At 74.0% G+C, this 13,793-nt stretch carries 6 protein-coding genes, 1 tRNA gene and 2 pseudogenes; 7 read left to right on the forward strand and 2 right to left on the reverse strand.

What is annotated here, in order from left to right:
• Positions 1-575: 575 nt before the first annotated feature.
• The 5 genes from topA to AB0910_RS08205 all read left to right on the forward strand — a co-directional run bounded on the left by topA (position 576) and on the right by AB0910_RS08205 (position 10,605).
• Positions 576-3,443, forward strand: a complete 2,868-nt coding sequence (topA, locus tag AB0910_RS08185) for a type I DNA topoisomerase (RefSeq protein ID WP_366743710.1) — start codon at positions 576-578, stop codon at positions 3,441-3,443.
• A 203-nt stretch (positions 3,444-3,646) separates the two neighbouring features.
• Positions 3,647-7,378 (forward strand): dTMP kinase, encoded by a 3,732-nt coding sequence (gene tmk, locus AB0910_RS08190; RefSeq protein WP_366743711.1) that lies wholly within the window; start codon positions 3,647-3,649, stop codon positions 7,376-7,378.
• Between the two features lie 174 nt (positions 7,379-7,552).
• Positions 7,553-8,761 carry a DNA polymerase III subunit delta' gene (locus AB0910_RS08195; RefSeq protein ID WP_366743712.1) on the forward strand — a complete coding sequence of 403 codons (1,209 nt, stop codon included), beginning with the start codon at positions 7,553-7,555 and terminating at the stop codon, positions 8,759-8,761.
• A gap of 140 nt (positions 8,762-8,901) precedes the next feature.
• Positions 8,902-10,434 carry an alpha/beta hydrolase gene (locus AB0910_RS08200; protein ID WP_366743713.1) on the forward strand — a complete coding sequence of 511 codons (1,533 nt, stop codon included), beginning with the start codon at positions 8,902-8,904 and terminating at the stop codon, positions 10,432-10,434.
• Between the two features lie 97 nt (positions 10,435-10,531).
• Positions 10,532-10,605 (forward strand) — tRNA-Thr (locus AB0910_RS08205).
• A 357-nt stretch (positions 10,606-10,962) separates the two neighbouring features.
• Here the strand turns inward: AB0910_RS08205 and AB0910_RS08210 are convergent.
• Positions 10,963-11,724: pseudogene (locus tag AB0910_RS08210) on the reverse strand (ATP-binding protein); the annotation flags it as partial.
• Between the two features lie 43 nt (positions 11,725-11,767).
• Here AB0910_RS08210 and AB0910_RS08215 point away from each other — a divergent pair.
• Positions 11,768-12,007, forward strand: a pseudogene (locus tag AB0910_RS08215) (carboxyl transferase domain-containing protein); the annotation flags it as partial.
• A gap of 325 nt (positions 12,008-12,332) precedes the next feature.
• On the opposite strand, the gene AB0910_RS08220 reads toward AB0910_RS08215, so the two are convergent.
• Positions 12,333-12,716: a nuclear transport factor 2 family protein gene (locus tag AB0910_RS08220; RefSeq protein ID WP_366743714.1), complete on the reverse strand. Its 384-nt coding sequence runs from the start codon at positions 12,714-12,716 to the stop codon at positions 12,333-12,335.
• A gap of 120 nt (positions 12,717-12,836) precedes the next feature.
• Between AB0910_RS08220 and AB0910_RS08225 the strand changes: the two genes are divergently transcribed.
• Positions 12,837-13,700: a MerR family transcriptional regulator gene (locus tag AB0910_RS08225; RefSeq protein ID WP_366743715.1), complete on the forward strand. Its 864-nt coding sequence runs from the start codon at positions 12,837-12,839 to the stop codon at positions 13,698-13,700.
• The last annotated feature ends 93 nt before the right edge of the window (positions 13,701-13,793 follow it).

Raw genomic sequence — 13,793 nt, forward strand, 5'->3', positions numbered from 1 at the left:
GCCGTAAGGCGATGTATACGGACTGACGCCTGCCCGGTGCTGGAACGTTAAGGGGACCGGTTAGTCGATCTTTTGGGTTGGCGAAGCGCTCACCGGCCGCTGCCGGGCCCCGCCAGGACACCGCGGCGAGCGGAATCCCCCGCGAGGGCCGGGACCGGGCGCGGGGCCCCGGCCGCACGGGGGCCGGGGCACCCCCGCGGACCTGCGGCGACACGGCGGACGCCGGAGCGTCACGCCCGGGCCGCGGGGGCCCGCGTGGCGCCGGGGCGGAACGCGGGAGGCGCGGCGCGCCCGGTGCACGGCGGCGCGGCGGCGCGCGGGGTCCGGCGGCGGGAATGCCGGGAGTCGGGTTACCGTTCGAGGGGCCGTTGCGGGATTTCGCCGTTTGACACAGGGGCGGGTTGTACCGTCACACTCCGCAGCGGGGGAGCGTCACAGCGGGGCCGCGCCACGGGCTCCGTGGGCCGGCGCCGTACTGTCGTAAGAGGTGCAGCAGTCGTACGGACCCGCAGGGCCCGTCAGTCGCACGGACCCGCAGGGCTCATCGAGCGTCGACCGGAGAGAGAAGAACGAAGTTGTCCCCGACCAGCGAGACCGCGAACGGCGGCCGCCGACTCGTCATCGTCGAGTCGCCCGCCAAGGCCAAGACGATCAAGGGGTACCTGGGTCCCGGGTACGTCGTCGAGGCGAGCGTCGGGCACATCCGCGACCTGCCGAACGGGGCCGCCGAGGTCCCCGAGAAGTACACCGGCGAGGTGCGCAGGCTCGGCGTCGACGTCGAGCACGACTTCCAGCCGATCTACGTGGTCAACTCCGACAAGCGCTCCCAGGTCAGGAAGCTCAAGGAACTGCTCGCCGAGTCGGACGAACTCTTCCTCGCCACCGATGAGGACCGCGAGGGCGAGGCCATCGCGTGGCACCTCCAGGAGGTGCTCAAGCCCAAGGTCCCCGTCCACCGGATGGTCTTCCACGAGATCACCAAGGACGCGATCAGGGCGGCCGTCGCCAATCCGCGCGAGCTCAACACGCAGATGGTCGACGCGCAGGAGACCCGCCGCATCCTCGACCGGCTCTACGGCTACGAGGTCTCGCCCGTCCTGTGGAAGAAGGTCATGCGCGGCCTGTCCGCCGGCCGCGTCCAGTCCGTGGCGACCCGGCTCGTCGTCGAGCGCGAGCGCGAGCGCATCGCCTTCCGCTCCGCCGCGTACTGGGACCTCACCGGCACCTTCGGCACGGGCCGCGCGGGCGACGCCTCCGACCCGTCGTCGCTGGTCGCACGCCTGGTCTCGGTCGACGGGCGCCGGGTGGCGCAGGGCCGCGACTTCGGCGCGGACGGCCGGCTCAAGTCGGACCAGGTGCTCCACCTCGACGAGGCCAACGCGCGGGCGCTCGCCGCCGCGCTCGCATCCACCTCGTTCGCCGTGCGCTCCGTCGAGTCGAAGCCGTACCGCCGCTCGCCCTCGGCGCCGTTCCGTACGACGACGCTCCAGCAGGAGGCCTCGCGGAAGCTCGGCTTCGGCGCGAAGTCGACCATGCAGATCGCCCAGAAGCTGTACGAGAACGGCTTCATCACCTATATGCGTACGGACTCCACGACGCTCTCCGACACCGCGGTCTCGGCGGCGCGCGCCCAGGTCACGCAGTTGTACGGCGGCGACTACCTGCCCGAGAGGCCGCGCACGTACGCCGGCAAGGTCAAGAACGCGCAGGAGGCGCACGAGGCGATCAGGCCCTCGGGCGACCGCTTCCGCACCCCCGCCGAGACCGGCCTGAGCGGCGACCAGTTCCGGCTGTACGAGCTGATCTGGAAGCGGACCGTCGCCTCTCAGATGAAGGACGCCGTCGGCAACAGCGTCACCGTCAGGATCGGCGGCCGCGCCGCCGACGGCAGGGACGCCGAGTTCACCGCTTCCGGCAAGACCATCACGTTCCACGGCTTCATGAAGGCGTACGTCGAGGGCGCCGACGACCCGAACGCGGAGCTCGACGACCGCGAGCGGCGCCTCCCGCAGGTCGCCGAGGGCGACCCGCTGAGCGCCGAGGAGATCACCGCCGACGGCCACTCCACCAAGCCGCCCGCACGCTACACCGAGGCGTCGCTGGTCAAGGAGCTGGAGGAGCGCGAGATCGGCCGCCCTTCGACGTACGCCTCGATCATCGGCACGATCCTGGACCGCGGCTACGTCTTCAAGAAGGGCACGGCCCTCGTGCCGTCCTTCCTCTCCTTCGCCGTGGTCAACCTGCTGGAGAAGCACTTCGGCCGGCTCGTCGACTACGACTTCACCGCCCGCATGGAGGACGACCTCGACCGCATCGCGCGCGGCGAGGCCCACTCGGTGCCGTGGCTCAAGCGGTTCTACTTCGGCGAGGGCGGCGACGACGCGGGCACCGCGTCCGTCGCGGGCAACGGCGACGGCGACCACCTCGGCGGCCTCAAGGAACTGGTCACGGACCTCGGCGCGATCGACGCGCGGGAGATCTCGTCGTTCCCCGTGGGCGACGGGATCATGCTGCGCGTCGGCCGCTACGGCCCGTACGTGGAGCGCGGCGAGAAGGACTCCGAGAACCACCAGCGCGCCGACGTGCCGGAGGACCTCGCCCCCGACGAGCTGACGACCGCGTACGCGGAGGAGCTGCTCGCCAAGCCGAGCGGCGACTTCGATCTCGGCGTGGACCCGGAGTCGGGCCACCCGATCGTCGCGAAGGCCGGACGGTACGGCCCGTATGTGACGGAGGTGCTGCCGGACGGCACCCCCAAGACCGGCAAGACCTCAAAGAACACGGTGAAGCCGCGGACCGCCTCCCTCTTCAAGTCGATGTCGCTCGACACGGTCACGCTCCAGGACGCGCTCAGGCTGATGTCGCTGCCGCGCGTGGTCGGCACGGACGCGGACGGCGTGGAGATCACCGCGCAGAACGGCCGCTACGGCCCGTACCTGAAGAAGGGCACGGACTCGCGCTCGCTCCAGACCGAGGAGCAGCTGTTCGACATCACGCTGGAAGAGGCGCTCGCGATCTACGCGCAGCCGAAGCAGCGGGGCCGCGCGGCCGCCAAGCCGCCGCTGAAGGAACTGGGCACCGACCCGGTCAGCGAGCGGCCCGTCGTCGTCAAGGACGGCCGCTTCGGCCCGTACGTGACGGACGGCGAGACCAACGCGACGCTGCGCACCGGCGACACCGTCGAGGAGATCACGCCGGAGCGCGGCTACGAGCTGCTGGCCGAGCGGCGGGCCAAGGGGCCGGCGAAGAAGACCGCCAAGAAGTCCGCGGCGAAGAAGGCCACGGCCAAGAAGGCCACGGCGAAGAAGTCGACGGCGAAGAATGCCGCGGCCAAGACGACGACCGCGAAGTCGACCGCCAAGAAGTCGGCTGCGAAGAAGACGACGGCGAAGAAGGCGGCCGCTTCGGCCTCGGCCGGCGGCTCCGGCGGCGCGGAGGGCTGACGCCCGCGCCGGTCTCACCCGGTACGCACGGGCGGTGACGGAGCGTCGGGGCGGGTGTCCAGGTGGTCGCCGATGGGGTGTTTTCGCACAGAAACGCCGGAGGGCCCGCCGCGTGCGGCTCCCCGCGCGGGCGGGCGCCGTGCCCCGGCGTCCGTACGGGCCGGGGCCTCCGGGCGCCCGTGCCGTCCCGATAGGCTGGGCGGATGACGCGAGCCGAGCAGCCAACGGTCGTGGTCCCCGCCTCCGGCCACGACGCACTTGCCGCAGACTCACGGGAGCGCGCCGTCCGTTCTCTGCTGCGCCTGCCCCCGCTGAGGCGGCTGTGGGGCGCGCAGTTCGCCGGCGGCATCGGTGACGTCCTCGGGGTCCTCGTCCTGGTGGTGCTGACCCTCCAGGCGGCCATCTCCGACGGCTCTTTCGGGTCGGGGTACCGGGGCGTCGCGTTCGCGGTGGCCGCCGTGTTCGGCGCCCGGGTCGTGGCGACGCTGCTGTTCGGCGCCGTCCTGCTCGGACCGCTGACGGCGCTCCTCGCACCCGGCAGCGGACGGCCGCGCCCCGCCGACGGCGGCAAGGACGCGAAGGACGCGCAGAGCGCGCAGGGCGCAGCGAACGCAACCAGCAAGGACGCGAGGAACGCCGGGGAGCCGGGAGCCGCAGGGAAGACCGCGGGCGGGCCCGCCGCCGGCGCCTCGGTGATCGCGCCGGGCGACAGCCGCCCGACGCTCGACGCGGGCTCGGCGAAGGGCGCCACCGCACCCAAGGCCGCGAAGAAGCCGCGCCCACCGCGCGACGGCGGCCCCCTCGACCGCCGCTGGACGATGATCGTCACGGACGGCGTACGGCTCGCCCTGCTGATCGTCGCGCCGCTGTGGATCGACTGGACGCCGGACCGCGCGCTGCCGATCCTGCTCAGCACGGTCTTCGTCGCCGGGGTCGCCGAGCGCTTCTGGACCGTCGCCAAGGACAGCGCGGCGCCCGCCCTGCTGCCCCCGCCGCCGCCCGAGGGCGACGCGGTCAGGCCGCTGCCCGACCACCTCGACGCGCTGCGCAGGCTGTCGCTGCGCACCTCGTTCCTCGCGGTGCCGGCAGCGGCAGCCGTGCTGCTCGTCGCGACCCTGATCGGCAATCTGCTCGGCACCGGCGTCGAGTGGTTCTCGCTGCACCAGGTGGCGCTCGCCTCGTACGTGGCGGCCGGCCTGTTCGCCGCCTCGGTCTCCACGCTCGTACTCCTTGAGATCCCCGAGGGCAGGACCCCGCGCCCGCGCTCCCCGCTGGAGGGGCTGCGCCGCCCGGCCGCCGCTGGCCGGGCGCGCGACGCCGCCGGTGCCGAGGCGGGCGCCCGCGGCGACGCGGCGGGGGCGGCGCCCGTGGCCGCCGCCCCCGCCGCGGACCGCGGCCGTACCGGAGCCGTACCGCTGCTCGTCCTCGCCTGCGGAGCCCTCGCGGGGGCGATCACCTCGGCGGTCGCGGTGTCCGTGCTCGACGCCAAGGACCTCGGCGGCGGCCCCGTCGCCTTCGCGCTGCTCGTCCTCGCCCTCGCGGGCGGCACGGGCCTCGGCATCCGGCGCGGCCCCAAGGTGCTGCCCGCGCTCTCCCGCAACCGCATGATGGTCCTCGCGACCGCCGTCACCGGTGTCGCGCTGCTCGCCATGGGCCTGGTGCCCGACACGGCGACCGTGCTGTTCCTCGCGCTGCTTGCCGGGTTCTCCGCCGGTGTCGCCGCGAACGCGGGCCACACCCTCGTCGAGCTCCAGGCCGAGGAGCGGCGCAGGGCCAGGTTCGCCGACCACCTCCAGGCGGTCGTACGGGTCTTCATGGCCGTCGCCGCCGTCGTCGCGCCGCTCGTCGCTGCCGCCATCGGCCCGCACCGCCTCGCGGGCGGCGACTTCGTCTTCGCGCACGGCGGCGCCGCCTTCACGCTGATGCTGGTCGGCGCGCTGCTGCTGCCCGTCGCCGCCGTCGTCCTCGCCAAGACCGACGACAGGTCGGGCGTGCCGCTGCGGCAGGACCTGCTCGACGCGGTGCGCGGCGGCGCGGAACCGGTGCAGGCGTCCGCGGCGGCCGGCTTCTTCATCGCCGTCGAGGGAGGTGACGGCGCGGGCAAGTCCACCCAGGTGGAGGCGCTCGCCGAGTGGATCAGGGGCAAGGGCCACGAGGTCGTCGTCACCCGCGAGCCGGGCGCCACCCCTGTCGGCAAGCGGCTGCGGACGATCCTGCTCGACGTGTCGAGCACCGGACTGTCCCACCGCGCCGAGGCGCTGCTGTACGCGGCGGACCGCGCCGAGCACATCGACTCCGTCGTGCGGCCCGCGCTCGAACGCGGCGCCGTCGTCATCTCCGACCGCTACATCGACTCGTCCGTCGCCTACCAGGGCGCGGGCCGCGACCTGGCGCCCACGGAGATCGCCAGGATCTCGCGCTGGGCCACGCAGGGGCTCGTACCGCACCTGACGGTGCTGCTCGACATCGACCCCGCGACGGCGCGCGAGCGCTTCACGGAGGCGCCCGACCGCCTGGAGTCCGAGCCCGCCGAGTTCCACCAGCGGGTGCGCACCGGCTTCCTCACGCTCGCGGCCGCCGACCCCGCGCGCTACCTGGTGGTCGACGCGGGCCGCGAGCCCGAGGCCGTCACCACCGCCGTACGCCACCGGCTCGACCAGCTGCTGCCGCTCTCCGAGGCCGAGATCAAGGCCCAGGAGGAGGCGCGCAAGGCGGCCGTCGAGGAGGCGCGGCGCCGCGCCGAGGAGGAGGCCGCACGCGAGGCCGCGCGCAAGGCGGAGGAGGAGCGGCTCGAACGCGAGCGGCAGGAGCAGCTCGCCAGGCTCCGCGCCGAGGAGGAGGAGCGCAAGCGCCGCGAGCTCGAAGAGGCGCGGCAGCGCGAGATCGAGCGCCAGGAGGAAGAGGCGAGGCAGCGCGCCGAGGACGAGCGCCGCAGGGCCGAGGAGGAGCGGCGCCGCGCCGAGGACGAGGCGCGCAGGCAGGCCGAGGAGCAGGCCAGGCGCGCCGAGGAGGAGCGGCGGCAGGCCGCGGAGGCCGAGCGCAGGCGCGTCGCCGAGCGCGAGGCGTACGAGGCGGAGCAGGAGCGGCTGCGGCAGCGGGCCGCCGAGGAGGCGCGCCAGCGCAAGGAGGACGCGGAGCGCCGCCTGGAGAAGCAGCGCAAGGCCGAGGAGGCGCTGCTGCGCGCCGAGGAGGCCAGGCGCCGCGAGGCGGAGGAGGCCGCCGCGGCCGCCCGCGAGGAGGGCGTGTCCGCCGAGGACGACACCCCGCCGTCCGGTGTGTCGTCTGTGTCGCCGAACGAGACCACGGTCCAGACCCCGGTCGTACGGGACCCTGAGGCGGAGCCGCCGGCCGCGGAGGGCCCCGCCGACGCGGAGCCCGGCACGCGCCGCAGGCCCTCGTGGGCGGCGGGCGGGCCGGCCGCGGCCGGGGCTCCTGCGGCGGGCGTCGATGCGCCGTCGGACGCACCGTCCGACGCGCCGTCCTCTGAGGAGGAGACCACGACGCTGCCCCGGTTCGCGGACGCGGACGCGGAGCTTCCGGTCTCCGCGGACGAGCGCGCGGCGGAGGAGACCGCGGTGCTGCCGCAGTACCGCACGGACCCGGCCGACGAGACCGCTGTCCTGCCGCAGGTACGGGACGAGCCCGAGCGCGGCGCCGGCACCTCCGACCGCTTCCCGAAGGGGTACTTCAGGGACGAGTCCGAGGGCGGGGAGAGCGGCAACGAGCGCACCCGCGAGATGCCCCGGTACCGGGGCGCAGGCGCGGGCGACGACCGCGGCGCGGGCGGCGGCAGAGGCGAGCGCCGCAGGTCGGACTGGGCGGAGGAGACCCCGCTCGACGACCTGCCGACCCTCGCAGACGAGCTGCTCGGCCCGCACGACGACGAGGACGACGGCAGGGGCGGCAGGGGCAGGGGCCGCGGCGGGCGCCGCTGACGGCGGCGGCGCGGCCGCGGCCGGCGGTGCGGGTGTGGCCGCGGCCGGCGGCGGCGCGGGCGTGACTGTCGTACCCACCCGCCACAATGGGGCGGGACGGCGGACGTCGCGGCGCCGTGGCGTGGAGGCGTCACGACGCCGTGGGCGTCACGGGGCACGGAGCTGGGAGCGCGAATGCCGGTCTGGGACGACCTGGTGGGCCAGGAGCGGGTCGCCGCGTCGCTTGCGGCGGCGGCGCGCGACGCCGACAGGCTGGTCACGGCCGCGGAGCGGGGCGAGGAGCCGCCCGAGGCGTCGAAGATGACGCACGCCTGGCTGTTCACCGGGCCGCCGGGGGCGGGCAGGGACACGGCGGCGCGCGCGTTCGCCGCGGCGCTCCAGTGCGTCAGCCCGGACCGCGCGCTCGGCGGCGAGCCGGGCTGCGGGTTCTGCGACGGCTGCCACACGGCGCTGATCGGCACGCACGCCGACGTCGAGGTCGTCCGCACCGATCTGCTGTCCATCGGCGTGAAGGAGACCCGCGAGCTGGTCAGGCGCGCCCAGCTGGCGCCCGCGGGCGGTCGCTGGCAGGCCATCGTCATGGAGGACGCGGACCGGCTGACCGAGGGCGCGGGCAATGTGCTGCTGAAGGCCGTCGAGGAGCCGGCGCCGCGCACGGTGTGGCTGCTGTGCGCGCCGTCCGTGGAGGACGTGCTGCCGACGATCCGCTCCCGCTGCCGCCTCCTGGTGCTCGGCACGCCCTCGGCGGACGCCGTCGCGGACGTCCTCGTACGGCGCGACGGCATCGAGCCCGAGGTGGCGCGGGCCGCGGCGCGCGCCACCCAGGGCCACATCGACCGGGCGCGGCGCCTCGCCACGGACGAGCGGGCCAGGGCCCGCAGGAGCACGGTGCTGAAGCTCCCGCTGCGCGTGGACGACGTGGGCGCGTGCCTGCGGGCCGCGCAGGAGCTGGTCGACGCGGCGGGCGAGGACGCCAAGCAGGCCGCCGAGGAGACCGACGCGAGGGAGACCGAGGAGCTGCGTGCGGCGCTCGGCGCGGAGAGCGGCGGCCGGATGCCCCGGGGCACCGCTGGCGCCATGAAGGAGCTCGCCGACCGCCAGAAGCGCCGTTCGACCCGTACCCAGCGCGACAGCCTCGACCTGGCGCTCACCGACCTGACCGGCTTCTACCGCGACGTGCTCGCGCTCCAGCTCGGCTCGCGCGTCCAGCTGGCCAACGAGGACGTGCGCGACGCCCTCGACCGCGTCGCGCGCGCCTCCACCGCCGAGCGCACCCTCCGCAGGATCGACGCGATCGGCGCCTGCCGCGAGGCCCTCGACCGCAACGTGGCCCCGCTGCTCGCCGTCGAGGCGATGACGATGGCCCTGCGGGGCGGGGGCTGAGAGGGGCCTGCGGGACGGGGCTGAGAGCGGCGGCGGCCCGGCTCCGAGGAGGCGTACGTCCCCGCCGGACGGCCCGGCGCCCTCACCCGTACGGGCGTCGCTGCGCCGTTCCGTACAGGCGGGGCGGTTAGGCTCCCCCGATGGACACCAGGCGCCTGCTCCGTACCTCCGCCGCCGTGTTCGCGGCGGCCGGACTCTTCCTCTCCGGCTGTAGCTCGTCCTCCTCGGGCAGCGACCCCAGCCGGGGTGCAGGACCGGCGAACCGGGAGGCGCCGGCGCGGTACTACGACCAGAAGCTTGACTGGCACGCGTGCGGGGCGTCCGGGTTCCAGTGCGCGACGATGAAGGCGCCCCTCGACTACGCGGAGCCGGACGGCGCGCAGATCGGCCTCGCCGTCTCCCGCAAGAAGGCCACGGGCCCCGGCAAGCGCCTCGGCTCGCTCCTGGTGAACCCCGGAGGACCCGGCGGCTCGGCCGTCGACTACCTGCAGAGCTACGCGGGGATCGGCTACCCCGCCCAGGTCAGGGCGCGCTACGACATGGTGGCGATGGACCCGAGGGGCGTGGCGCGCAGTCGGCCGGTCGACTGCCTGACGAACCCGCAGATGGACGCGTACACCGAGGTCGACCAGACGCCGGACGACCCGCAGGAGGTGACGGCGCTCACCGACGCGTACAAGAAGTTCGCCCACGGCTGCGAGACGCGCGCCGCGAAGCTGCTGCCGCACGTCTCCACGGTCGAGGCCGCCCGCGACATGGACATCTTCCGCCAGGTCCTCGGCGACAAGAAGCTGTCGTACGTGGGGGCGTCGTACGGCACGTTCCTCGGCGCGACCTACGCGGACCTGTACCCGAAGAACACCGGCAGGATCGTCCTCGACGGCGCGATGAACCCGGCCCTGTCCTCGCGGGAGACCAATCTCCAGCAGACGGCGGGCTTCGAGACCGCCTTCGAGTCCTTCGCGAGGGACTGCGTCAAGCAGGCCGAGTGCCCCCTCGGCACGTCGTCGCCGCAGGCAGCGGAGGACCGTCTCAAGGCGTTCTTCGAGCAGCTCGACCGGGGGCCGCTGCCGACCGGCCAGAGCCGCAAGCTCACCGAGTCGCTCGGCACGACGGGCGTCATCGCCGCGATGTACGACAAGGGCTCCTGGCCCCAGCTCCGCCAGGCCCTGCGCAGCGGCCTCACCGGCGACGGCGCCATGCTGCTCGCGCTCTCCGACTCCTACTACGAGCGGTCCCAGAAGGGCGACTACTCGAACCTGATGTATGCCAACGCCGCCGTGAACTGCCTCGACCTCCCGCCCGCCTTCACCAGCCCCCAGCAGGTCGAGGCCGCGCTGCCCGCGTTCGAGAAGGCGTCCCCCGTCTTCGGCGAAGGACTCGCCTGGGCCTCCCTGAACTGCGCCTACTGGCCCACCCGCGCCACCGGCTCCGCCCACCCGGCCAAGGCCGAGGGCGCGGCCCCCATCGTGGTCGTCGGCACCACCCGCGACCCGGCCACCCCCTACCGCTGGGCCCGGGCCCTCGCCTCCCAGCTCGACTCCGGCCGCCTCCTCACCTACGACGGCGACGGCCACACCGCGTACGGCCGCGGCAGCGCCTGCATCGACACGGCGATCGACACCTACCTCCTCGACGGCACACCCCCCAAATCCGGCAAAAAGTGCACCTGACCAGCCCGAACGCCCCCGCCCCCGGGGTGTGCGGAGCACCCCGCGGAACTGTGTAGACTTGGCGTCGCCGCTGATCGCACCATGGTGCGACCGGCAGGCCGCCTTAGCTCAGTTGGCCAGAGCAACGCACTCGTAATGCGTAGGTCTCGGGTTCGAATCCCGAAGGCGGCTCACCTCAAGCCCAGCTCAGACAGTGTCTGAGCTGGGCTTTTCGGTTCAGCGGATGCGGCGGCGACGCTGGGCGCGTGCCGCGCGGGTGTCGGGGGTCTCAGTTCTGGTCTCAGCCGGGCCTGTGAGGCAGGTCCCCATCCACGCCTCGACGGTCGGTTTACGGCCCGCCGCGGGTGCGCGGCCCTGGTCCCGCTGGCGTTCCAGCTCCTTCACCTTGCGCTTGATCGCGGGCTCGGACTTCGCGCGGCGGTGGCGCCGGTCGGGGCTGCCGTCGCTTTTCACGCCCATCGTCACGTGGCTGTGCCACCAGCCATCGCTGCCGAGATAGATGGACGACTCCATGCTGGGTTTCCGGGGAAGGTCGTCGAGGCTGGCCCGGTAGGCCGCGAGGGCCCCGAGGCCGGTTGCGGTGTCGAGCTGTGCGCACAGGTGGGCGAAGTCCGCCATCCGCAGGTCGGTCGGGGTCTCGGCGTCGGCGGCGCGGACCTTGACGGTGAGGTCGAGGAGGGAGCCGAGCACGACGGGCAGGACTTCCGCGTTCTCCGTCCACAGCTCTGCCTCGGTGCGCCGGACGCGGGGCCGCTCCAGTCGCAGCGGCAGGAGCCGCTCGGCGAGGTCGGGGCGGATGACGCCGACGTCGATGCCGGTGAGGAGGAGGGGGCGGCGGTAGCGGGCGCGGAAGACACCCCCGTCCGTGAACAGGGCGCGCTTGACGTTCTCGGCTCCGGTGACGATGCAGCACATGGCGTCGGACAGGTCCGGCGTCATGTGGGAGAGGTTGTCCAGCGCGGTGACCCATCCGGCGGTGACGGCGGCGATGAGGTTCTCCTCGTCCTCGGGGGCGCGTCGCAGGTCGCCGGTCACGCCCTCGATGATCCGTACGAGCATCCGGCCGCCGGTCGACTTGCCCGCGCCCTGGGGGCCGGTGAGGAAGGGCGCGGGGACGGGTACGGAGGGTCCGAGGCAGCCGATGAGCCAGGCGATGGCGAGGCATTCGGTCTCCGCGGTGGCGAAGTTGCACAGGCGCAGCAGTGCGTCGATGCCCTTGCCGCCGGTGTCCTTGGCCGGCAGCGGGAGCTCTCCGGTGAGCTGGGTTCGTCGCCGGCAGACTTCGCGGGGGCCGAAGTCGACCACGAAACCGCCCGGCCGCCTCAGGGGCACGGCGAACGTGGTGTTCCGGCGGGAGATCGCCGCGGCCGAGGGCCCCGAGAGCATGCGGCGCCAGAAGATCCAGCAGTACCGCGAGGAGCTGGTCCATCCGTACTTCGCAGCCGAGCGCGGCCTGGTGGACGACGTGATCGACCCGCGCGACACCCGCAGGGTGCCGTGCGCCACGGTCGCGATGCCGGCCGCGAAGTCCACCTCGCTGCCCGGCAGGAAGCACGGCAACCCGCCGCAGTGAGGCACCTGTGCACACCCCACCCGCCCGACAGCACGACCGGAGGAACACGATGGACGAGCAGGCGACGACCGTATCCGATCTCCTGCGGGTGCACCGGGGCTCGGCACGGCGCCGAGGAACTGGCGGCGCTCATCGCCGTACTGCACTCGCGGGCCGGCGTCTTCGACGCGGAACCGCACCTGCCGGCGCACGGCGCGCGTCCCCTCGCGGGCCGGCGCCGGATCGAGCGCCACTCCGCCTACGCCGACCCGCGCGCCTGGCACCGCGGCCCCGGCGCCTGAGGGGGACGGGAGCCACCCCGGCCGCCGTGGGCCGGGGTGGTCGCTCATGCGGGCGGGGTGCCGTACGGGGAGGGCTGGTTGAAGATGACGGTGAGGGAGACGATCCGGGCATCGCGTACGGAGAAGTAGTTGGTCATGACGAGCTCGTCGGGCAGGCCCGTCTTGTCGTAGTCGCCGTCGTAGCGGCCGCGGACGATGACGTCGCCGTAGTGGTCGAGGACCTCGACGGGGTCGATGGTGACGTGGTCGCCGACCATCTCCTTCTGCACCCACTGGCGGACCGCTGCGGCGCCGCGGATCTCGCGCCGGTTGTCGTTGACGTACGCGTCCGGCGCGAAGGTCCTCATGACGGCTTCGAGGTCGAAGGCGTTGACCGCGCGGAGGTGCTCGGCGACGACTCCGGCCAGGGGGATCTCGGTGGTGGCCATGTCTCTCCTTCCGGCCCGGTGCTTCCGGGGGTGTGACCACCGTCGGCGCTGCCGCGGCCGGAGGGTCAAGGGCCGCCCTGTCCTGGTGTCTCCCCCTGGGGGAGAGTCCACACTGGTGGGATGACCGAGCTGCTGTCGATCGGGGACTTCGCACGGGCCACGCACCTGAGCGTGAAGGCGCTGCGGCACTACCACGAGCAGGGCCTGCTGGAGCCCGCGCGGATCGACCGCGCCTCCGGCTACCGGCGCTACGCCCTCGCCCAGATCCCCACCGCGCAGATCATCCGCCGCTTCCGCGACCTCGGCATGCCGCTCGACGACATCCGCGCCGTCCTGCACACCTCCGATCTCGCCGCCCGCAACGAGCTGATCGGCGGCCATCTGCGACGGCTCGAACGCGAGCTGGCGAGCACCAGGGACGCCGTGGCCTCCCTGCGCGACCTGATCGAGCACCCCGAGGTCGTGGCCCCGGTCGAGCACCGGCGCCTGCCGGCCCGGCGGGCCGCCGCCGTCACGGCGGACGTCGACGTCGCCGACATCGACGCCTGGTACCACGGCGCGCTCGGCGAGCTGTACGCCCTCCTCGACACCGTGCGCGCGGTGCCGTCGGGACCCGCGGGCGGGATCTACGCCGACGAGCTGTTCAGCCTCGAACGCGGCAGTGCCACCGTGTACCTTCCCGTGGCCGCCGGTCTGCGGCCGGCCGGCCGGGTGCGGCTGACCGAACTGCCGCCGGTGGAACTCGCCGTCATCCTGCACGAGGGCCCCGAGCAGGGCGTCGACCGCGCCTACGGCGCCCTCGCCGACTATGTCGGCCGTCATGCCCTGGCCGTGGACGGCCCCATCCACGAGTTCTATCCCGTCAACCGGCACCACACCGCCGACCAGGCACGCTGGCGTACCGAGATCGGCTGGCCGATCTTCGCGACCGCCGCCCCGGCGGAGCCCGGGCGGCGCGGGACCGGCCGGGGCCGGGAGGGCTGACCCTGCGGGCCGCCCGGGGGCGCGCGGCGTCAGCCGGACGCTTCGAGGGCGCCGAGGAGGGCGAGGCGTTCGGCGGTCGACTGGCTCCCGACC

Source organism: Streptomyces sp. NPDC047002 (assembly GCF_040704505.1).
Taxonomy (GTDB): Bacteria; Actinomycetota; Actinomycetes; order Streptomycetales; family Streptomycetaceae; genus Streptomyces.

Coding starts and splice junctions, on each gene's coding strand:
- tmk (WP_366743711.1), top strand. CDS start 3,647: ATGACGCGAGCCGAGCAGCCAACGGTCGTGGTCCCCGCCTCCGGCCAC.
- AB0910_RS08195 (WP_366743712.1), top strand. CDS start 7,553: ATGCCGGTCTGGGACGACCTGGTGGGCCAGGAGCGGGTCGCCGCGTCG.
- AB0910_RS08200 (WP_366743713.1), top strand. CDS start 8,902: ATGGACACCAGGCGCCTGCTCCGTACCTCCGCCGCCGTGTTCGCGGCG.
- AB0910_RS08220 (WP_366743714.1), bottom strand. CDS start 12,716: ATGGCCACCACCGAGATCCCCCTGGCCGGAGTCGTCGCCGAGCACCTC.
- AB0910_RS08225 (WP_366743715.1), top strand. CDS start 12,837: ATGACCGAGCTGCTGTCGATCGGGGACTTCGCACGGGCCACGCACCTG.